This window comes from Comamonas testosteroni ATCC 11996 (genome assembly GCF_000241525.1).
Taxonomy (GTDB): Bacteria; Pseudomonadota; Gammaproteobacteria; order Burkholderiales; family Burkholderiaceae_C; genus Comamonas; species Comamonas testosteroni.
The window spans coordinates 87,022-108,197 of record NZ_AHIL01000032.1 but is presented as its reverse complement, the minus strand read 5'-3'; the positions used below and the strand labels follow the sequence as shown (position 1 = coordinate 108,197).

Annotated in this window: 19 protein-coding genes, 2 tRNA genes and 1 pseudogene; 10 read left to right on the top strand and 12 right to left on the bottom strand. The window is 56.6% G+C overall.

What is annotated here, in order from left to right:
• Positions 1-8 precede the first annotated feature (8 nt).
• Positions 9-1,670, bottom strand: a complete 1,662-nt coding sequence (gene ettA, locus CTATCC11996_RS13830) for an energy-dependent translational throttle protein EttA (RefSeq protein WP_003063408.1) — start codon at positions 1,668-1,670, stop codon at positions 9-11.
• A gap of 264 nt (positions 1,671-1,934) precedes the next feature.
• Here ettA and CTATCC11996_RS13825 point away from each other — a divergent pair, with 264 nt between their 5' ends.
• Entirely contained in the window at positions 1,935-3,764 is a 1,830-nt protein-coding gene (locus CTATCC11996_RS13825; protein WP_003077137.1) for a DEAD/DEAH box helicase, read from the top strand.
• A gap of 212 nt (positions 3,765-3,976) precedes the next feature.
• Positions 3,977-5,713: a M14 family zinc carboxypeptidase gene (locus CTATCC11996_RS13820; protein WP_034349174.1), complete on the top strand. Its 1,737-nt coding sequence runs from the start codon at positions 3,977-3,979 to the stop codon at positions 5,711-5,713.
• Between the two features lie 108 nt (positions 5,714-5,821).
• Here the strand turns inward: CTATCC11996_RS13820 and CTATCC11996_RS13815 are convergent.
• From CTATCC11996_RS13815 to CTATCC11996_RS13800, 4 genes are all read right to left on the bottom strand, one after another.
• Positions 5,822-5,898 (bottom strand) — tRNA-Arg (locus CTATCC11996_RS13815).
• A 359-nt stretch (positions 5,899-6,257) separates the two neighbouring features.
• Entirely contained in the window at positions 6,258-6,878 is a 621-nt protein-coding gene (locus CTATCC11996_RS13810) for a pentapeptide repeat-containing protein (protein ID WP_003077133.1), read from the bottom strand.
• Positions 6,879-7,228: 350 nt separating this feature from the next.
• The gene (locus CTATCC11996_RS13805) at positions 7,229-7,525 is read right to left on the bottom strand and encodes a hypothetical protein (protein ID WP_042437934.1); all 297 of its coding nucleotides are present in this window, start codon (positions 7,523-7,525) and stop codon (positions 7,229-7,231) included.
• 214 nt (positions 7,526-7,739) lie between these two features.
• The gene (locus CTATCC11996_RS13800) at positions 7,740-8,093 is read right to left on the bottom strand and encodes a MerR family transcriptional regulator (RefSeq protein WP_003077128.1); all 354 of its coding nucleotides are present in this window, start codon (positions 8,091-8,093) and stop codon (positions 7,740-7,742) included.
• 83 nt (positions 8,094-8,176) lie between these two features.
• On the opposite strand from CTATCC11996_RS13800, the gene CTATCC11996_RS13795 reads away from it, so the two are divergent.
• On the top strand, positions 8,177-9,007 hold the full coding sequence (locus CTATCC11996_RS13795) for an aminotransferase class IV family protein (RefSeq protein ID WP_042437960.1): 831 nt from the start codon (positions 8,177-8,179) through the stop codon (positions 9,005-9,007).
• An 846-nt stretch (positions 9,008-9,853) separates the two neighbouring features.
• Here the strand turns inward: CTATCC11996_RS13795 and CTATCC11996_RS13785 are convergent.
• The 3 genes from CTATCC11996_RS13785 to CTATCC11996_RS13775 form a co-directional block, all read right to left on the bottom strand.
• Positions 9,854-10,408, bottom strand: coding sequence for a hypothetical protein (locus CTATCC11996_RS13785; RefSeq protein WP_003077125.1), 555 nt, complete (start codon positions 10,406-10,408; stop codon positions 9,854-9,856).
• 173 nt (positions 10,409-10,581) lie between these two features.
• Positions 10,582-11,760: a hypothetical protein gene (locus CTATCC11996_RS13780; protein ID WP_003077124.1), complete on the bottom strand. Its 1,179-nt coding sequence runs from the start codon at positions 11,758-11,760 to the stop codon at positions 10,582-10,584.
• A gap of 282 nt (positions 11,761-12,042) precedes the next feature.
• A complete protein-coding gene (locus CTATCC11996_RS13775; RefSeq protein ID WP_003077123.1) occupies positions 12,043-12,312 on the bottom strand; it encodes a hypothetical protein in 270 nt (89 codons plus the stop codon).
• Positions 12,313-12,474: 162 nt separating this feature from the next.
• Here CTATCC11996_RS13775 and CTATCC11996_RS13770 point away from each other — a divergent pair, with 162 nt between their 5' ends.
• From CTATCC11996_RS13770 to CTATCC11996_RS25550, 4 genes and pseudogenes are all read left to right on the top strand, one after another.
• Positions 12,475-12,672 (top strand): hypothetical protein, encoded by a 198-nt coding sequence (locus CTATCC11996_RS13770; protein ID WP_003077122.1) that lies wholly within the window; start codon positions 12,475-12,477, stop codon positions 12,670-12,672.
• A gap of 145 nt (positions 12,673-12,817) precedes the next feature.
• Positions 12,818-13,743: pseudogene (locus CTATCC11996_RS13765) on the top strand (IS5 family transposase).
• Between the two features lie 154 nt (positions 13,744-13,897).
• Positions 13,898-13,974 (top strand) — tRNA-Pro (locus CTATCC11996_RS13755).
• A 929-nt stretch (positions 13,975-14,903) separates the two neighbouring features.
• Positions 14,904-15,299: a hypothetical protein gene (locus CTATCC11996_RS25550; protein WP_138983859.1), complete on the top strand. Its 396-nt coding sequence runs from the start codon at positions 14,904-14,906 to the stop codon at positions 15,297-15,299.
• 1,064 nt (positions 15,300-16,363) lie between these two features.
• Here the strand turns inward: CTATCC11996_RS25550 and CTATCC11996_RS13750 are convergent.
• From CTATCC11996_RS13750 to CTATCC11996_RS13740, 3 genes are all read right to left on the bottom strand, one after another.
• Positions 16,364-16,645 (bottom strand): hypothetical protein, encoded by a 282-nt coding sequence (locus tag CTATCC11996_RS13750; protein WP_003077119.1) that lies wholly within the window; start codon positions 16,643-16,645, stop codon positions 16,364-16,366.
• Positions 16,642-16,917: a DUF1064 domain-containing protein gene (locus CTATCC11996_RS13745; RefSeq protein ID WP_003077118.1), complete on the bottom strand. Its 276-nt coding sequence runs from the start codon at positions 16,915-16,917 to the stop codon at positions 16,642-16,644. Before CTATCC11996_RS13745 ends, CTATCC11996_RS13750 begins: the two co-directional genes overlap by 4 nt.
• Before the next feature lie 332 nt (positions 16,918-17,249).
• Entirely contained in the window at positions 17,250-17,873 is a 624-nt protein-coding gene (locus CTATCC11996_RS13740) for an FMN-binding negative transcriptional regulator (RefSeq protein WP_003077117.1), read from the bottom strand.
• A gap of 142 nt (positions 17,874-18,015) precedes the next feature.
• Here CTATCC11996_RS13740 and CTATCC11996_RS13735 point away from each other — a divergent pair, with 142 nt between their 5' ends.
• The 3 genes from CTATCC11996_RS13735 to CTATCC11996_RS13725 all read left to right on the top strand — a co-directional run bounded on the left by CTATCC11996_RS13735 (position 18,016) and on the right by CTATCC11996_RS13725 (position 19,610).
• Entirely contained in the window at positions 18,016-18,195 is a 180-nt protein-coding gene (locus CTATCC11996_RS13735; RefSeq protein ID WP_003077114.1) for a hypothetical protein, read from the top strand.
• Positions 18,196-18,429: 234 nt separating this feature from the next.
• Positions 18,430-19,317 carry an SPFH domain-containing protein gene (locus CTATCC11996_RS13730; protein ID WP_236597863.1) on the top strand — a complete coding sequence of 296 codons (888 nt, stop codon included), beginning with the start codon at positions 18,430-18,432 and terminating at the stop codon, positions 19,315-19,317.
• Entirely contained in the window at positions 19,314-19,610 is a 297-nt protein-coding gene (locus tag CTATCC11996_RS13725) for a hypothetical protein (protein ID WP_003077110.1), read from the top strand. The genes CTATCC11996_RS13730 and CTATCC11996_RS13725 overlap by 4 nt, the downstream gene beginning before the upstream one ends.
• An 837-nt stretch (positions 19,611-20,447) precedes the next feature.
• On the opposite strand, the gene CTATCC11996_RS13720 is transcribed toward CTATCC11996_RS13725, so the two are convergent.
• A complete protein-coding gene (locus tag CTATCC11996_RS13720) occupies positions 20,448-20,879 on the bottom strand; it encodes a hypothetical protein (RefSeq protein WP_236597864.1) in 432 nt (143 codons plus the stop codon).
• Positions 20,880-21,176: the final 297 nt, after the last annotated feature.

Genomic DNA, 21,176 nt, shown 5'->3' with positions numbered 1-21,176 from the left:
TTTGATGCTTACTTCAACGCCTTGTAACGCATACGCTTGGGCGCAGCACCTTCTTCACCCAGTCGTTTCTTCTTATCGGCTTCGTACTCCTGGTAGTTGCCGTCAAAGAATACCCACTGGGAATCGCCTTCGGCGGCCAGGATATGGGTGGCAATACGGTCCAGGAACCAGCGGTCATGCGAGATGACCATCACGGTACCGGCATATTCCAGCAGCGCGTCTTCCAGCGCACGCAGGGTTTCCACGTCCAAGTCATTGGAGGGCTCGTCCAACAGCAGCACGTTGCCGCCTTGAATCAGCGTCTTGGCCAGGTGCAGGCGACCGCGCTCACCACCAGAGAGGTTGCCGACCTTCTTTTGCTGGTCTTGGCCGTTGAAGTTGAAGCGGCCCGCGTAAGCGCGCGACGCCATCGTGAACTTGCCCACGGTGATCATGTCCAAACCGCCGGAGATGTCTTCCCACACGGTCTTTTCATTGGCCAGTTCATCACGGTGCTGGTCCACAAAGGCCATCTTCACAGTCTGGCCGATGTCCACCGTACCTGAATCAGGCTGCTCCTTACCCGCGATCAGCTTGAACAGAGTCGACTTACCGGCACCATTTGGTCCGATGATGCCGACGATGGCACCAGCGGGAATGTTCATCGAAAGGTTGTCGATCAGCATGCGGTCGCCAAAGGACTTGGAGACATTGGTGAACTCGATGACCTTGGAGCCCAGTCGCTCGGCCACAGGAATGAAAATTTCCTGTGTTTCATTGCGCTGCTGGTATTCGTAATCGCTCAGCTCTTCAAAGCGCGCAATACGGGCCTTGGACTTGGCCTGACGGCCCTTGGCATTCTGGCGCACCCACTCCAGTTCCTTCTTCAAGGCCTTGGCACGGGCTTCTTCGCCCTTTTGCTCGGCTTCCAGGCGGTTACCCTTCTGGATCAGCCAATCGGAGTAGTTACCCTTGTAAGGGATACCGTGGCCACGGTCCAGTTCCAGAATCCATTCCGCAGCATTGTCCAGGAAGTAGCGATCGTGGGTAATGGCCACCACGGTGCCGCTGAAGCGGTGGAGGAACTGCTCCAGCCAGTCCACGGACTCGGCGTCCAAGTGGTTGGTCGGCTCGTCCAGCAGCAGCATGTCAGGCTTGGACAGCAGCAGCTTGCACAGGGCAACGCGGCGCTTCTCACCACCGGAGAGCTGACCCACGATAGCGTCCCATGCCGGCAGGCGCAGTGCATCCGCGGCGATTTCCAGCTGATGCTCGGAGTCCGTGCCCGCAGCAGCGATGATGGCTTCCAGCTCACCTTGCTCGGCAGCCAGGGCGTCAAAGTCCGCATCCTCTTCTGCGTAAGCTGCGTAAACCTCTTCCAGGCGGGCCTTGGCATTGTTCACCTCGGCCATGGCTTCTTCCACAGCCTGGCGCACGGTGTGCTCGGGATTGAGCTGAGGCTCCTGGGGCAGGTAGCCGATGGACAGGCCCTGCATTGGGATGGCTTCGCCCTCATACTCCTTGTCCACACCGGCCATGATCTTCAACAGCGAAGACTTGCCCGAGCCGTTCAGACCCAGCACGCCGATCTTGGCGCCGGGGAAGAAACTCAGGGAAATGCCTTTCAAGATCTGGCGCTTGGGCGGCACCGTCTTGGTCAGCTGATTCATCGAAAAAACGTATTGAGCCATGTCCGAATTGCTTTGAGTTACTTGGATTTATGCAAAAAAGTGTGCCGCTTTACACGGCAATCAAACCATGATTATCGGTGCATGCGACAATACCCCTCGCAACAGGCGTCCAGTTGCCTGCTGCAGCAGCACTTCAGCTGGGGACAAAGGAAGCGTTTCCAAGCTCCCAACACGCAAACTATATCTGCCTACAACTGGCCAGGCACCCCACGGGTGCCATGACAGGCTGATACCCCGCGCCCAGGATTGGCGCAATTGATCACAATGACATTTGAAGAACTGAATCTGGCACCAGCCATTCTGAAGGCCGTACAAGAACAGGGTTATGAAAACCCGACTCCCATTCAGGCACAGGCAATTCCTCTGGTTCTTGCCGGGCACGACCTGCTGGCTGGCGCTCAGACCGGCACCGGCAAGACAGCCGCCTTCACGCTGCCCATGCTGCAGCGCCTGGCAAACGGCACAGCGCCCAAGAACAAGTTTGGCGGCAAGGGCATCCGCACGCTGGTGCTGACCCCTACCCGCGAACTGGCGGCCCAGGTGGAAGAAAACCTGCGCAGCTACGCCAAATATCTGGACATTACCTCCACCGTGATTTTTGGCGGTGTCGGTATGAAGCCACAGATCGCCCGCATCGAAAAAGGCGTCGACGTCCTGGTGGCCACACCTGGCCGTCTGCTGGACCTGGCCGGTCAGGGCTTCATGGATCTGTCCACCGTCGAGATGCTGATCCTGGACGAGGCCGACCGCATGCTGGACATGGGCTTCATCCATGACGTCAAGAAGGTTCTGGCCTTGGTGCCCAAGGATAAGCAAAGCCTTCTGTTCTCTGCCACCTTCAGCGATGAAATTCGCGAGCTGGCCAATGGTCTGCTGCGCAACCCCCAATCCATCCAGGTCACGCCGCGCAACACCACCGTGCAGCGTATCAAGCAGGTCATCCACCCCGTGGGGCGCGGCAAGAAAAAGCAGGTGCTGCTGCACATCATCCAGGAAAACAACTGGAGTCAGGTGCTGGTGTTCACACGCACCAAGTTTGGCGCCAACAATGTGGCCGAGTATCTGACCAAGAACGGCGTTTCCGCCATGGCTTTGCACGGCAACAAGAGCCAGAGCGCCCGCACCCAGGCCCTGGAAGGCTTCAAGACAGGCGAGCTGCGCGCGCTGGTGGCAACAGATATCGCGGCACGCGGCATCGACATTGACGAACTGCCCAACGTGGTGAACTACGAGATCCCCAATATCTCGGAAGACTATGTACACCGTATCGGCCGTACCGGCCGTGCCGGCCGCGAAGGCAACGCAGTCAGTCTGGTCTGCATGGACGAAGAAGGCTTCATGATGGATATCGAACGCTTTACCAAGCAGGAGATTCCGGTTCAGCCCATCGAAGGCTTTGGCCCTGAAGAAGGCGAAATTGCCGAGCCCATCGCCATGGGCCGACAGACCCTGTGGGGTGGCGCTGGCAAGCCTCCCAGCCGCGATGTGATGCAGGCAGCTGCCAAGGCGGCCCGCCAGGAAATGATGGAGCGCATCCGCTCCAACAAGACGCCCACCGGCGGCCGCGGTGGCCGTCGCCCTGCTTCAGCAGATGCCCAGCAAGGCGAAGCAGAGGGTGAAGCACAGCAACGCCCCGCACGACAGCACAAGCCCCGCAGCAACAACCGCGTCAACAACCAGCGCGGCCAAGGCCAGCAGGCTGTGGAACGCGGCGAACGCAACTCAGATCGCGGCACCGAACGCAGCAATTCCTTCGGCCAGAGCGACCGTACTCCACGCCCCCAGGGCAACAGCGATCAACAGCGGGCCCCAAAACGCGGCGGCGCCCGCCAGTTCGGGGATCGTGAGCGCGGCAACCGCTACGACGACCAGCCCCCCCGTGCCGATGCGCACCTGGGTACGCAGCAAGGCCACGCCCGCCACAACGGCGCGCGCGGCAGCAACGGTGGTGGCCAACCTGATCCAATGCGCACCAGCGTGGACAGCATGGCTGACCGTGGTCGCCGTGGCGGCTTTGGCGGCGGTCGTGGTGGCTTTGGCGGAGGCAATCGCGGTGGTAACCGCGGAGGCTTTGGTGGCGGTTACGGCCGCTAATCCACGGCGTCTATGGTTGAAGGTGTGAGTCACCTTCAACCCAACCTCCTGAAGGGCTGCAATTTCCAATATTGCAGCCCTTCTGTTTTTTCCAGCTGCAGCATCGCTGCGCGCTGACAGCCGACAGCAAGCCAGCCGACCTAATATGGGTTCCAGATGTGCGAAGCTTGAGCTTTCGCTCTTGGCATGTTGTTTTTATCTGCGTTGAACTTATGACATTTCTTACCAAGCCTGTTTTCTCTCATGCCAAGCGCACGCGGTCCGTCTGGACCCAAAGCATGCTCAAGCTGACGACAGTGGGCTCGGCAGTGCTGTTGACGGCCTGTGCCAATGTGCAACTGCCACCCTGGGCTGGCATGTCAGGCCCTGCAGCAGCCCCAGCACCCTCCGCAACAAGTTCTCCGGCCGCTCCTTCGGTGATCAGCCAGGCGGTGGCTCCTACGCCACAGCTGACAGCCCTGCCCTATAACCCGGCCATCGAGTCTCTCTTTGCCGATCCCACCACTCTTTATGACACACCGGGTCTGAGTAGCGGGCGACAGCAGTTCAGCACGCAGACAGAAATTTCTGCATGGCTGCAATCAGTGAGCAGCAAGGCCGGCAACGGCTTGCAACTGTCCACCGTCACTATCGGCACCTCTCAAAGAGGACTTCCGATTCAAGCGCTTATTGCGACTCAGGGCCAAAGCACCCAGGCAACAGCCATCAACAGCAGCGGCAAACCCACCGTGCTCTTGGTCGGCGGCCAGCGTGGCGACGAACCAGCCAGCACTGAGGCCCTGCTGGTCGTTGCACGCGAACTGAGCCAAGGCGGCCTGCTGGCGCCCTTGCTGCAGCAGACCAACATCATCATCGTACCCCGAGCCAATCCTGATGCGGCAGGCACGGCCAGCCACGTCACAGCAGACGGCACAGACCTCGTTCACGATCATCTGCTGTTGAGCACTCCGGAAGCACAGGCCCTCGCCCGCCTGACCCGCAACTACCGTCCGGCGGCGGTGATTGATCTACGTGAATTTGCAGCAGCTGGCATGTTGCTGCAGAAATTTCAGGCCGTGCAACGCTACGACGTACTGCTGCAACCCGCTGCCACGGCCAATGCACACGAATTTGTCAACAAGGCTGCGCGAGAGTGGTTCAGCCAACCCATACGCAACGCTCTCAAGCAGGCAGAGCTCAGCAATGAATGGTTTTTTCAGCCCAGTGCTCAGCCTGATGACAAATCAATGTCCATGGCCGGTTTGACTGCCGACACTCTTGCCAACACCAGCAGTCTCAAAAACTCTGTCGCTGTGCTGATATCTAGCCGCGGCTCCGATCTGGGGCGCCTGCACATTCAGCGCCGAGTGCACAGCCTGGTCACTGCGGCAACTGCAGCACTGCGAGCCACGGCCGAGAAATCAAAAAACCTCAAGCAAGTCGAATCCTTTGTGTCCCGCGATATTTCCGCTCTCGCTTGCCGCAACACCCTGACCATCCAGTCCAAACAAACACCTGAGCAGCGCACCATCCGGATGCTGCAGGCCGAATCCGGACAGGAAATCGAAGCCCGTGTGGACTGGAATTCATCACTGAACATAAAGCCCGAACAAAGCCGTCCGCGCCCATGCGGTTACTGGCTGTCGGCTGACTCAGGACGAGCCGTCGACCGTTTGCGCCTGCAGGGAGTGCAAGTCATGCAGATTGCAGAATCTGGCCAGATGCTGGCAGAAAACTACACCCCATCGCGTACCGGCAGCAACACCCCTGTCCTGACGCGTGGAGCCATTGAAGCCCCCATGGGCAGCTACTACATCACTCTCAATCAGGCAAAAGCGCATTTGGCAACTGCAGCCCTCGAGCCTGATACCCCCTTCAGCTATGTAAGCAAAAGTCTGATTACGGCACCCACGGACATTGCACGCGTCGTCGCTGCACCATCGGTCGTTTTCGAAGAAGAGATGGAATGAAAATATAGGGGACAAGATCGCAGAGTCTTAGAAACACTCTGCGGCACACTGCTGATGCAGAAACAAAAAGCCCATTCATGCAATTGCATGAATGGGCTTTTTTTCACTTGGCCTGCCCGACAGGGATCGAACCTGTGACCCACAGCTTAGAAGGCTGTTGCTCTATCCAACTGAGCTACGGGCAGATGCTTGATTCCACTAGGTTTTCTGGATCTAGCCTCAACCTAGATTTGCGGAGCGCTCCGCATCGGTCATTTCTCGTTTGATATGACCGGTCGTTATTATGCACTGGATGGCGGCCCTCTTCGCCTTTGCCCCATGCTCGCCTCAGTCCTCATCTGCCTTGTTGTCGGGGCCTCAGACGGCGCCCCCCTAACAGCCCGATGTGGCGAACTGGGGGCAATACGAGTTGGCTGAGCAAGAGGCAGCGGCGCGCAAGATAGGACTTTGGCACGATTCACAGGCAGTCGCACCATAGGATTGGCGCAAACCTCACGAGGTGCTCGGCTTACCCTAGATCCGTAGTTGATCCAGCGCCGTCACGTCAGGAAGCGCGTACGTCCGCACCCAGGGCTTCTGCCAGGGCAACCGCTTGATCAATAGTAATGATCGCCCCCTTCAGCTGTACGTTCTCAGGCTCTACTGCGCTCAGATCGCTGCCGCGCAGGTCACAGCCACTCAAATCGGCACTATGGAGCCAAGCACCAGACAAGTCTATGTCGCGCAGAGACCCACCCTGACAGCGAGCACCGGTCAGGTCCGCTTCTCGGAGGCGTGTTCCTGTAAAGGCAGCGCTGCGCAGATCGGCACCTGGCAGGCCCACAAATGCCCAGTCACCACCCTGCACCTGCATATGGCCAAACTTGCAGCTATCGAACATGCTGCCGACCAGCTTGCAGTCTTTGAAGCTACTGTCGAAGAAATCGCAGCCAATGAAAGTGCAGTTCACAAAGGCGCAATCCTGGTGTTTTGAGGCGTTGAAGCGCGCGCGCCGAAAGGTGCAATCCTCGAACACCATGCCCTGGCTGTGCGACTCGCTGATATCGAGATCCAAGAATAGCGTGCGTTCATGGCGCTGATCACGAAGCTCCTTTTCGTACCAGTCCACGCCGGCAAGTGTGGTATCGGTTGCGGGTGCAGACTCCCCATATTTGCGTTCAGCCAATCGTTTTGCTCCTTTGCTATTTAGCAAATTGTCTCTTCTGTGGCGAAATGGGCTACAAAAATGTTGATCTGACGGGGGCTCAAAATCCCCCGCCGCAAGGCGTGCCGGCTCGACTCCGGTTCGGAGCACCAAAGATGCAATGCTATAACTTTTGAAGACATTCCGGGAACTGTTCCGGCATGTGTTCCGGTTTTAGCAAGTGAAGAGACTGCAAAATGATTTCGTTGCGTCGGCTTTTAGATTTGGAGGTCTATGCTTTCAGCCACTCTCCTCTGCCTTGTCGTGGGCATCGCAGCCGGTCAACACCAGCAAGGCGCCGATGCTGGTGCGCAGCTGCGATGGGATCTTGCTCATGGCGTGCCCCCTACGGCAGCCTTGGCCTTATCACGCAGTTCCTGGCGAGCCTGCTCATGCATGTAATCACGGTGCCATTTCCAGATCAGATAGGCCGCCTGCAGCGCCACATCGGCGATGGTTGCCACCACTGCCCAATCACTGAGAGGAAGTCCGCCCAGTCGCGCTGCGCCCGCTGATGCGGCTCCTGGCGTGGTTTGCACGGCCGCGATGGCAATGTCCTGTTTTTGCTCGGCACTCAGATGCTGGTGAATGCCCTGCAGCGCCAGCATTGATGCGAGAGCTTTTTTCATGCCCCGGAGTGTTCCGGGGGCTAGCTCGGCGGTCGAACCCTAGAGGGGTGCTGGAAATAGCCGCTAACGGCCAATTGCGGTCGCTGGATTTGCGCTGCTAAGCGTCGCCTCTCACACAGGAAGAAGACCGGATCGTCCTATCTGCTGACGTATGGTGCAGTCTACAAAGCGGAGGTCGCAGTGCTCCACATCTTTCGAGGCCTCCACTTTAGAGTTAAGGCAAGCTCAACGATGCTAGGTAGCTAGCCACAATATTCCGGCTCTCTTTCAGATCGCGAAGCTTTTTCTCCAACTGCGCCAGTTCTTCGGTGAGAACGGAGCGGATTTCGTCGCAAGGCTCAAAGGTGGCAGGGCCATCAACCATGCAGGGCAACAAAATGCGGATTGCATTCAATTTCAACCCAGATTCATTGAGCTGGCGAATACGCATCACGGCCAAAAGCTCTACGTCTCCATACTCTCGATAGTGCGCATCGGTGCGGGCAGGTCGCAGGAGTCCTTGCTGCTCGTAGTAGCGCAACATGCGCTCACTGACACCGCTTCGTCGAGCCAGCTCTCCAATCCGCATTCGATCCTCTTTTCAAAAACACCTTGACCTTGACAGCGCTGTCAAAGTTTAACCTCCGAGCTTCACCAGCAACGGAGTTCAAGATGGCAGATATTAGCAACCCACCCTCCAATGACGCGACCGTGCAGCGCAATGGGCGTCCTGCAACTGCGGAGGCATTGGGTCCATTGGCTTTCGCAGGCTATGCCCACTTCACCGCCCTGCAAGTAAGAGGCGGTAAAGTGCGGGGCTTGGATGTTCATCTTCAGCGCTTGCATGCAGCTTCACTGCCCATGTTCGGCTGTGCCTTGTGCGATGAGGCGGTCAAAAGCTATCTGGCGTCTGCACTGAAGACGAGAAACGACGGCGACTTTTCCTTGACTGCAACCGTCTATTCGTCTGCGGGGGAATTCACGCCTCCCGGCAATGATGCGCCGCTGCACATGCTGGTGCGAACGTCGCCACCATCCGATGGCCCTCAGGGGCCGTTGGCGCTGGATATCGTGAACTACGAGAGAGTCGTGCCCGAAATCAAGCATGTTGGGGAAATTGCAAAAACATGGTTTCAGCGCAAGGCCGTTGAACATGGGTTTGATGACGCTGCGTTCATCGACAACCAAGGGCGGCTGAGTGAGGCGAGCATCTGGAATCTGGTCTTCTGGGATGGCAAGAGCGTTGTGTGGCCGAAGGCAAAAATGCTGCGTGGAACGACGATGGCCATCGTGATGCGCCAACTGGAGCGGTTGGGTGTACCGCAGCGTTTTCAGCACATCACTATTGACTCGTTGACTACGCTTCAGGGAGCAGCGGTCATGAATTCGTGGACGCCAGCTGTCGAAGTGCGCCACATTGGCTCTGTCAATCTGCCGTCAGCACCTGATTTCCTGACATTGTTGCATCGCGCTTTTGAATCAGAACCGTTGACAGCGGTTTGATTCTGGAAGCTGTCATTGCCAAGCAGTAAGCGAACGACTGCAACGGGTCGGTCAGCGGCAGTCGCAGGTCGGCCGAAAGCAGCCATCTAGATTTGACCCGAAGTCCAAGTGCTATTCAAATGTGAGGAGACGTAGCAGCCAACGAGTACCGTCGCACGGGACGAGCGCAAATTTCAGGACTATTTCTCCCCCTTCTGCTGAATCATGCATACGACAAGTCGCGGTCCACGCCCGCCTCGTTACTGGTTTCGACGCGCATCCGGTGTATTCATATTGGTAGTCGCAATATTTGGAATGAATCTGTTCGAATTGGTCTTTGAAGGTCGAAGTCTCGATGAGACGGCAGTAAGTCACATTGCATTCCAACAATGGCCAGTGTTTGTAATCGGGGGGCATTGGCCGCTTTGCTTGCCGCGATTGGGTTGCGCAGCATGATCCTCCATCGGGGAAGGATGCCTGCGTTAAACGCGAATGAATCGCCAGGTTTGTCCAAGCTTCCGATCGCATGGTCCCTGACGCGATGGCTGCTTGTACTGATCTACGGCTGCGGACTTCTTGCGTTCTCGATGGTTGGCGCCATGGGCATCGGGCTAGTCCCTGCTGCCTTTTGTTTGTGCATGGCGGGATATGCGGCGATTGCGAATACTCGGACATCAGTAGTGATTGCACTCATTATCCTTGCCACGCTAGTTGGACTAACGTGGGGCGTTCTGGTGCTCACAAACGCGGCTGCATATGCCCGATGATCAATGAGTTGACTGGGCTATGTACGTCTGTCTCATCAGAAATAGTATGGCCGCAAAGGGCGGCAGCGAACTACGGCATTGGGTCGTTCCCAGCCCCTCCTCACTGATCCAGCGAGCCGCTATAGCCCCAGCTGACGCCGCCAGAGATACCGGCCGACGCAGATACCATGCTCCAGGCGCTGGCCACGCGCTGCGCCGAAGTCGCGAGGCCAATCTTGGCCGCCTCCAGGCGCACGGCATTGCTCTGGATTGCCACATCGGCATTGAGCTTGGCCGTCTGCAGACTGATATTGCTGCCGGCCTCGTACTGCTTGATGTCCGCCTCCCAACGGCGCATGAAGCTCGCAGCCTTGGCCTCGATGGCACTGGCGCTTACCTTGTAGCCGTCCACCAGGATGGCCGACTGCTTGGCCGCTGCATCCATCTTGGCCACCTCGGCCGACAGGCGCGCCTTCCAGCCATCCCACTCCAGGCCCTTGGCGGCAATCTTGGCCTGGGTCTGGGCAATCGCCACCCGAGCGCGCTCGGCCTGGGCGCTGGCAAAGGCGCTGTAGGCCTGCACCTGGGATCGGTAGGCATCCTGCTTGATGGCCTCACCCTGGGCGCGCGCCTTGTACAGCTCCACCTTGGAAGTCTCGGCGTTGAGCGTCGCCACAAAGGCGCGGATCGCCTCGCCACCGGCTTGAATGCGGGTCTGCTCCAGACTGACCGTCTGAGTCCATGGAAAGTTTGGGCATTGTCATGCCCGGTACGGCCCCACTTTTATGGTCCGCAACCATGTCGCGCGAAGGCCCGACACAAGCCCACCCACATTCCAGTACCTTCTCTTCACGGGCCGGGCGATGCTGAAGGCTCTGCATCTTCGACTTCGAGGAGGAAGAATGCCAGTCCGCGGCTAGGCTCCCCCGACACGAGGCGAGAAGTGCTGACAGTGGCTTTTATCCGGCTGGGTCGAGTTGAGGAAGGAAACCCGTCCAACAGATGGTAGCGACGCTCGAACGATTGCAACGGCCAGAGCCACCTCTTTGTCATCGACGGAAACATGCGCTCCACCTCCTTCATGTCGATTCCGCCCTGACCGGCCTCCCTGCGCATCTGCGCGATCAGCCCCGGCGCGAGGAGATCGGCTAGCGCGTCGGCGGAGATAGAGACGAATGTCACCGGCACCCAGCTCCGATTGAAGACGCGGACGAGCCGTGCCATCGCATCACCCTCCACCGGCTCGACGCGAACTGTCAGGGCTGTCAGTGGTGGAGACTCCTGTAGGCGACCTAAGATACGGAAGATCTCCAAGGGGTCGCGGAACTTCTTTCGACCGATCATCCAGTCTCCAAGGCGCCAATGCGCCTCGTACTGCGACAATCGCAAAACCAGCCACACACCGACCAAGACCATGGGCCAGCGGTTGCCCGTCCAGTCCAATGCTGTGAGCGATAGCGCCGCAACCAGCGGGCTGCTGATGAAAGTCCAGATCTGCGGCCACAGGCGCGCCCGGAACCCGCCCCACCTCTTGGCGAACTTGCTGCGCCAATACAGCAGCGAATATTTCCTAGGTCGGACCACCCACCGGGTGGCGCTCCAGTCGAAAGTCACCCCTCCGGGGTCTTCCCATGTGTATCGGTTCATGACGGAGTGGGCCTCGAAGTAGTCACCAAGTGCATCGGTGAACAGGCCCTCGATCGCCCCACGACTCATCGGCGTGGATTCCGGAAAGCTGACCTCCTGAACGTGGCCCACAGAAGGGCTTCCAACCCACAGCGCATTGCCCCAGCGAACATAAGCCACATAGATAGCATCGCCGCGCACGAGAGCGAAGAGTTTGCCATCACCCATGCCGAAGCCCTCGATGTAGTAAAGCGCCGCGAGCAGGACTGGATCCATCATCCGGTGGCGGAGGTACTCGACGACCCCGACCCGAGACGCCTTGACCCACTCGACGAGCATCCAATGCTCCTTCGCCAGAGAGGTGGGCCCCGATTCGGGGACATCTTCCATCATGAATGCCATGTATGCGAGACTCAAAAATTGAAGAAAGACCGAGAGACAGGCAGCACGCTGGTCGCCGCCCCACCAGGCATCCCGCCTTGAGATCCAAGCCCACCACAGGGTGGTTTACCGACCGAAACCCTTAAGGTGCGGTTCTTCTGCGGACGCCAATTGAGCTTGAGACAACAAATCAAACGCTGTTGTCGCTCGGATAATCAAGAATTAACCGTAGCCATGATAGTGACCATTTGATGGTCCGGGATGCGCGCCGAGCGCTACGACCGCAAAGGCTGGTAAACCGCCCTACAGCAGACTCGCCTGCAAATCGTTCTGAGCTGCAGGTTGCTCTGCATTCGCCGCCTGCCTTCGCAAAGCCGCACACTCATCCTCAAGCTGCTTAATCCGCGCCGCCTGCTCCCGGCGCACCGCCACCTGCTGCAGCGCCTGGTCTTGTGCCAGCATCCCCACATCGTGCTGTAACTGCAGCGAGCCAAACTGCTGGGCATTCCCGCTGGTGCGCAGGCCGATGATGCGCAGCTCACGGGGCCACGCGCGCAGTTGCTGGTCACCCACCTCAATAACGTCTGCCCATCATCAAGGTCAGAGAAATAGACAGGTCTCGGGGCAAGGTACCCCTTCACCATCTCAAACACCCCACTGACCACGCGGCGCAAAGTGCCCTCAACCTCAATCATTCGGCTCACATGGTCGTCGACCACATGAAACGAGATCCTCATGCTGAAGACGATTGTTGATTCCCTACTTGTCATCGTTGGCGCCCTGCTTCTCGCAGCATGGTTGTCTGCGCCTGATGCCCAAGCCGATGAACCCCAAACCGTTACTCAAAGCCTGCGCGATGAGTTCGCCTGCCCGGGCATGCATGCGGAGTGGCTGGATGAGAAAACCGTGCAGTGCCTCAAAGAAAGGCCCTGACGAATCTCAAGGTCGGTCGTCAACCATCTTGTCCCGCTGTATTACCAATGCGCGGACCATCATTTGATCGACAGTTTGCAAGTACTGATCATTGGCCACGGCGTTGTTGCATAAATCGCTGTGCCGCAGGCCGTAGGCTTGCGTCATGAGCCAGTTCAGCAAACCTCGTTACCGCACCACCAACTGGCCCAGCTACAACGCAGCCTTGAAGTCACGAGGCTCGTTGACCATCTGGCTCGACAAGCGCATGCAATGGTTTGCTGCGGCCAGCGGCAAACGCGGACGAAGCCCGAAGTTCTCGCATGCAGCCATTCAGTTTTGCCTGACTATGAAGAATCTGTTCGGCTTGGCACTGCGCCAAGCCATGGGCATGGTGGAGTCCCTTTTGCATTTGTCAGGACTGCATTGGCCCACGCCGGACTTCAGCACAGTTTGCCGCCGCCAGCGTAGCTTGCAGGTCCAAGTTCCATATCACTCCAACCAAGCAGGGCTGCATTTGCTCGTGGACTCGACGGGTATCAAGTTCTTGGGTGAAGGCGAGTGGAAATGCAAAAAGCACGGCGCTGAACGCCGTCGTCAATGGCGCAAGCTGCACATCGGCATTGATGCGCAGACATTGCAAATACGGGCAATTTGCGTAACGAGCAATGAAGTAAGTGATGCGGTTGTCGTCGCGGACCTACTGGAGCAAGTCCCTCTCAACGAAGCCGTGCTCAGTTTGACCGGTGGTGGGGCCTATGACACACAGCCCGTGCATGAGGCGTGATTCAACGGGGCGCAGTCCCCATCATTCCTCCGAGAAAGAACGCCCGGATACGCAAAGGCGATGCCTTCGCGTATCGCAATGCGGCGCTCGCCGTATGCAAACGTTTGGGTCGAAGGATATGGAAAGTGTGGAGTGGCTATCACCGGCGAAACCTGGTGCAGAGCAAGATGAACTGCATCAAACGACTGGGCGAGCGGGTCATGTCCAGAACCTTTGAGCGCCAGATCAATGAGCTGCATATCCGTGCTGCCATTCTCAATCGATTCACAGAGCTGGGCCGCCCTCAGACGGTCACCGTGGCATAGCTGCGTCTGGGGTCAGGGGCAACTCAGCTTCAATCAGATTTATGCAACAGCGCCAATGCAGGGCCTCAGCAGCATGTAGCAGGGAGCTATTTGTGTCGAACCGAACGTGAATTTCAGAATTCCGAGCCCAATTTCAAGCTACATTAGCAGCCTTCGGAGCGTAGCGCAGCCTGGTAGCGCATCTGCTTTGGGAGCAGAGGGTCGCGAGTTCGAATCCCGCCGCTCCGACCAAATGACAAGGGGTTAGATCAAAAGGTCTAACCCCTTTTGTCTGTCTGCACTTCACGGCCTCACGAGGCTTGAACGCGCCCACATCCATTTGTGGCTTGGATTGACTGAATCCATACCCGCCCTCCTCTGCCTAGTCGTGGGCATCTCAGACGGCAACACCCGAACAGCCTCCGCAATCAAGGCATGACGATTCATGGTTCATGCCACGGAGGAACCCGCGACAGCCGCTAAGAGTACGAAGCCTGCGATGTTCACAATTGAATCTCTCTTACTGTTTTCCCGATATATCAGACCCTGGTCTGCAGCGAGGGCACTCACCTTCCTTCCAGCACGGGCAGCTAAAGCTTGAAGGTCTTAGAGTCGATATGTTTTCCGCCATTGCTGAAACGGAATTTCTACAGAAATCCAAGGGATAACACCTACCAACCTTTTACGCGAGAAGATCAGAATTGACTCACTCACCAGAAGCTCCATCCAGAGAGAGATCACGACTGAAGTTCATTTACACCCTCTTCTATCGGAAAGTTTCAGTGAGTGAAGGGCCTACCTAGTAGGCCCTTTCTGTTTTGTCACAGACATAGGTGCCGCCACCGAGTGATATGCCCCTTCAGCAATCTGCATGATCGTCGAACATGCTCGGTGGCCGCGAACTGGGAATAAAAAAGCTGTCGAGGCAGAACCAGCGTTCGACTGGCAGGAGGCAAACGAAAAGCCCTGGCTGTTTAGGCCAGGGCTTAAGAATTGGCGCCAGGGGTTAAGCCATCTTTCGGTGCTACAACCAGAACCCAGCGATGTGCATCTTGCCTTTGAAATATGACAGCCAGATGGCAAAAATTCGAGCGCTTCAGATCACCTTTGACTAAAACAAGGTACTGCACATCTCAGCTTCATATTCGATATTGACGTTCTACCAACCCATGGAGCGTCAGATGAAAACAAGTATCCGACCTGCACCAACCATTCTTGCCTGGTTAAGCGTGTTGAACTGCATCTCACCAGCGCTTGCGCAAAGTGAGAATCCATTCTTGGGCAGATGGATCGTGACATGGGAGAACAAGGAAGGTCGACCACTACAAGCAGACGTGGTCATCACCGAAACTGGTGGAACGTGGCAAACGCTGGTTCAGCGCAAGTTGGACCCTTGTGTAGGGACAGCAGCCCCTATTGAAGTCAAAAGCGTGTCACACAAAGAAATGCGTTTTACAGCTCGTCATTCTGAAGTTCTCACTGGCTGCAAAGACACGAATGTCAAATTGCAGCTGCAGCCCGACGGCACTATTACCGGGACTCGCGGACAAGATGAAATGAAATTTAGCAAGAACTAACCCGGTCAACTTAGAACAAAGCCCGCAGGCAAGCCTAGCGGGCTTTTTGTTTGGTCACGCCTCCGACTGGCAACTGGCAACTGGCAACTGGCAACTGGCAACTGGCAACTGGCAACCAAGGCTAACTCCTCAGTTTCGCGAAGCAATACCACTTAGTCAGTCAGAGCTGCCTGACGTCCTAGATACGGCTGTACTCCCAAGCGGCACTTAAGCCGAAGGAGCATTCCTGCTGCCAAAGGGTGGTTCTTTGTAGTACATGGATATCAAACAACACGCGACGAAACTGCATGAGCACATGCTTACAGCGCCAGTTGGACCTGTCTCGCGCTCCCGTCCGGAATAAATTGCTCTTCATCACGACCTCTCTGCGATAACGGCTGATACCTCCCTTCGGCGTTGGCGCATCGCTGCTTCTTCCAGCGGTCCTGAGCCCAGCGGGCCGTACTTCTCCAGCGACTCCTCAACCCGCTGTAGCTCTTGGGGCACATTCAAATTCACGTCTCTGCGCATCAGCCCCTCTCCTTCTTAAGTCTTGCGTTACTCTCAATTACTTGCAAACGATTCTCAATTGCGTTTATCATTCATCTCATGGTGCAGTGAATCGCTGTACCGTCTCTTCATCGTGGGGCGATGACAAGCAGGGGCTTGCAGCGTTTTAGCTAGCCAGCGGCCCTCTCCTATTAGCCAAGCCTTTTTCCACGATCGTGCCATTTAACGCCCCAGCAACCGCTGGATGGTTGCGTTTGGCGCATCCAGCTCTCCCATCTTTTTGATTGCACACATGCGGCGTTCAAGCGGTTCAGCGTCAGTGCACTCCTTATCCTTAAAGTCCTGCACCACCAGGTCGAGATACCGCGCCAGCTCATGCTCGATACGAGCGCCGCGCGAGCTGCGCCAGCCAGACAGTATTTAGAGGTAGTCGCAAACCGTTATCTGGCGAAGAGACTACGCATAAGGCCCTGCCATGTGCCACAGCCTGCTGTGGGTTCTCAGCAAGGTTCTCAACGTGATGGCCTTGAGCACGCAACACCGCAGCTGCGGCATGAAATGCCGGGTAGTTGAACTCAGGCAAGCCGATGTAGATGCGCTTCAGCGCCATGCGCCCCCCTGTTCTCTACAACCACCAGGTTGCCGTAGCTGTCGACCATGCAGACGGTGCTGCGGCCCAACTGCACCGGATTGCAGCAACGGTTTTCCATCCAGCGCTTGATCAGGTAGCGTCCGCCCATCTCTCGGTCATAGGTTGCCCACTCCAGCCTTGCGATGCCTGATGTGGTGGGCGGCTTGCGCTGGCCAGCCAGGGGGACGACCTTGCCAAAGAATGCGGGGCTCGACGCCTGGATCACTTGACGACCCTCACTTCCAGGCCCAGCAGCGCCTTCATCAGATGGCGCTTGAGCGTGAATTCAGTGGTCAGCACGCCCTTCATGTCCTCGATGACCTCCACGTCTTTCTCCACGTAGAAGAAATCTTCGTCATAGCGAATGACAGGCTTCGTGCAATTGAAGCCTTGGAACTTGACCGACTTCACCAGCACGTAGGCCCCTTGGCAGTGCAGGTCAGCGATCAGACCCAAGGCCTTCAGCTGGCACAGTTGGACCCAGCGGCGAAGGCTCACGGAAAGAAGTGCAACGCGTGAGAGCAGAGCACGGCTGATTCGATGCCCGCGAAAGCATCCTAACCAGGCAGACGCGCACTGCGCAGAAGAACACATGCGAGATGAATAAGCCGGATGCCCCGGTCCAGCAACTGCCACGCACAGACAAGCATGGAACCCGTACGAAAGTCAGCACTGGCCGATGGCTTGAGAAGTCCCCCGCCCTCTTACACCAGATGACGCATGCCACATGCACGCATCTACGCAAACAGCGCCAGCCCCAGAGCAACGTCAGGGCACAAATCAGAGCGCCTTGATTCAGGGCGTTGCGGTTTGCCTGCTCATGGCACTTGCTAAGGCTTGATAAGTCTGGAGACCGCAGCTGCGCCAGGTCCTCGATCCTGAGCCAAGTGCTGAATCAGACTGTCCCGATCAGCGGCTGTGCGCTGTTGTGACAAAAATCTCTTGCCAGATAGGTTTTCTATGTCCACCTCAAAGCCGATGAGCCGCGCCGCCACAGCCCCCAAGAACTCGGGATCCGCTTGAGTTGGTGACCAAGCTTCTTCCCTCAACGCCTCTTGGGAATGAGTTAAGGCATCCAGGTGCTCACGCATCCACAACGCATCATCGATAAATCGAATGCGGCCCTGCGCTTGAACAGCCATGTAGTTCCAGCTCGGGGCATTTCGCCCGCTTCGCTGCCCGTTGATATACCACCTGGGCGAGATATAGGCATTCGGGCTTTGGAAGATCGCAGTCACTGTCTTGATGCTGTGACCCTTTGAAAACAAGTGATGACTCTTGCTCACATGCCCTTTGAGCCGTCCCAACGAACCCGCCTTCATCAACAGCAGTGGCAGCAGATTGATCTCCACCTCGCCAGCACCTTCCGCAATCAATGTCGCGAGCGGGTAGTCATGCATGACCTGCTGCAACTCACTGATTTCAGAAATGGCAAAAAGCGGCTGTATGTACATACGATGTGGCTTTCATCAAGTGCAGCGATCAGTGTCAAGCATTCACAGGCATCCGAAAGTCGCCTCTGCGCCAGTCTGAGTGGCAGCAGTTGTTAAAACCAAAGCCTTGCTTGCAGGGCTTCAGTTTGAGTAAAGTGAGTCCATGACACGCATCAACACCACCGAGATATGGGAGCGGCACGGCTACAAAGTCGAACGCATAGAGCAAGCCATAGGCGCGCCCCAGCGCAATGTGTATGGGCCTGACGGTGTGCTGCTGATCGAGGATGCCGAGTACACCCAGGAGACGGAAGCGCTGCGCGACCTCGGCTTCATCGATTAACCCATGCCCGACCTGAGCGGTTTTTCTTTTACCAGCCACCCTTGAGGTGGCCTTTTTTTGTGCCCGGAGATTTTGAAATTCGAGCTTTTAGCCAGCATGCGGCATGCGCATGCCTTTCCCCGCAGGGCCAAGCGGGCCATTTGGACACATCCGGGGTTTCAAAATAGAACCTTGCATACAGCGCTGCAGTTTGTTTCAATCTCACCTTTATAGCTGCGAAGGAGGCGGCTCGATTTGAAATTACTGAAGAAGCAAAAGACCAGTTTGGCAGCGGTAGCTGCTGCCTTTGTATTAGGAGCATGCGGTCAAAAAGTGGAGGTTCCGCCTGCACATGTTGGCAAGATCATGACCAAAGATGGCTATCAGGAAAGCTTGATCCCCACCTCCAAATTTCGCTTGGGTCAGTGCTGGGCATACTGTGATCGCTTGGTTTTGCTGGATGTATCAGACAAGGCCTATCAGGAGAGCATGAACATCTTCATACCTGAAGATAAGCTGAATCTGGAAGTCACCATCCGTGCAACTTTAAGCATTAATCCAAAGAAAACGGCTGAGCTGTTCAATGCTGTAGCGCCAACAGAGGTGGCGGGAGATATTTCCACCATTGCAAACGAGCAGGTGTATCGCACATATGCCAGCCAAATCATTCAAGCCGAGGTACGCGAATACCTGAGCAAGCTCTCCATCAGTGAAATTGCTTCGAGTAATGAAAAGATCAACTCAGATTTGCGGGTACAACTTGGCAAGGCCATTGAGTCGTTGACCCCATTCTCTGTTCGCTTTGTGGGCATTACCAATCTGAAGTACCCAAAAATCATCACCGATGCTCAGGAGTCAGCCGCAGAGCGCCGCGAAGCGATCCAAAAAGAAGAGGCTCAGTTGGCGATTTCCAAGGCGCAGTTAGAACGTGAACTGCAAGAAGCCCGCCTGCAGCGAGCGATTGACAAGGAAAAGGCGGAAACGGAAGCCATGTCTCAATCGGTGCTGGCCCAATCCGTAGACAGTCGCGTTCTTCAATTGCGCAAGCTGGAAAATGATCGTGCCTGGATCGAAAAATGGAATGGTCAATTACCCACTACAACATTGGGTGATGCGGTTCCCATGGTGAGCATTGGCAAATGACCCTGCTCTTTAACCTTCTGCCTTTCGTGATCGCGGCAATAGGTCTTGGCTTGAGCTGGAGACTGAAGAAGGTTTGGATCCTTCTGGCAACGGTAGTGACCTTGTTTGTGTACTTCCAGGCACAGCCTGCATACCTGCCCAAAGGTACTGCAACTCGCTCGGAGCTTCCTTCATTCCCTGAGTCCGAGGCAAAAATTGAAGACCGCCTCAGCAAGCCTGTTTCTGGCGACGATCGGGACCAGCGCATGCGAGATGCGGTAAAGAAGGGCTTGGATTTCAAGCAGCAGCACTGATCCTATTGCTGGCTCAGCAAAAGCGCCTCGCATGAGGCGCTTTTTTTTCCGCCGATCGAGGATAGGTTCCCAACTTGGAAATGAAAAATATAAGCAGCTAACCAGCATGCTGTATGCATGCGCCCTCCCCCGCAAGGCTAAACGGGGACTACTCAATCAGGATCTTGCCTGGGCTGCCGTCGATTAGGAGCACGGCGCGGCTTCCGCACCGTGGTGACAGTGGTCGCACCAGATGGAGCTCCCCCTTTGGTGTAGGCGAAACGCGACTTGATGGCCCAAGCTCCACCATGCAGAATTCGACGCCATCTACCTGTTACGCCGGGCCCGGGATCCCCTCCCCCTCCCTTTCTGACCATTCCCAGGCATGCCCGAAAGGGCACCGGCTCCTTGTTCAAGCCCGCAGCAAGTGCTCGCGGGCTTTTTCTTTACCCACAGATTCCATGCATTCATCACCCAACACACCCTGGCGACAAAACTGCTGATCGCTGCGCAATGGGCCCTCACCGGCTTCGGCCTCTTCTGCCTAGTCGACGGCCCTCACGCCCGATGCATGACCCATGTGAGTGCGCTCACCTCAATTCTGAAAACTGCTCGCGCCTTCTATCTAGTTAGGCGCCTCGAAGGAAAGCATGAAAACGATTGTCGAACGCCTGACCCTGATCGTTGGCATCTGCACGGTACTGGCCTGGCTGGCAGGCACTCCAGCACAGGCTGATGAGCCATCTTCCCGTAAAGACACTGCGCGATGGGCTCGCCTGCACGGACATGTAAGCATGGGTGCTTGGATGACAAGCCCTTACATTGCCTCAAGGAAAGGCTTTGACAGGCAGCAAGGGATCAGGGACTGCCTTTGAACATCTTGTCCCGATGCGCGACCAATGTGCGGTTCATCACTTGATCGACTGCATACAAATACTGGTCATTCGCCAGTTGTCCACGACCGTTTGGAGCGAGCCAAGTGCGCCCTCGCTGAGAAACGGAAGAAGTGTAGAAATATTCGTCCAGCGTAATTCCTGTGTACGTTGCGTTGACCGCAAGGCGATGTGACGCGAAGTCCAGATAGAGACAGAAGTCACGAGGCTCTCTCCAGCAGTCGGAGACGGCCCCGGTCAAGCCTGATATGCCGTCCTTCTTATAGACCTGCAACGTATCGGCAGCAGCCTTCTGCACATCTTTGGCAATTGAGCTGGTGTCTTTCGCACTCGCTTTGTCAGACAGGGTGGCAAAACAGATGGACGCCAGTAGGAACGCAATGGCTTTTGTTTTCATGACATGACACACAAACAGCATTTCCGATAACCAAATTTGTTATCCGAAGTCAATTTTGTGCCTGCCTGCATCCCGAAATATTGCAGTGCAGCAAGAAAACCACCGAACCCGCACTCAGCGGGTTCTTCACTTATGGAGTCCCGATGTTCAAGAGCATGATCATTTACCGTATGACCGAAAGCTAGCAACGCGATCTGCGGGTGCTGGGCCACATACGCCGGCTATGACGCTAGCTGTGACTGGCTACGCTGTATTACACGCGGTCCCTGGATCCTTCAGGATCGTGTTCCTGCGCTC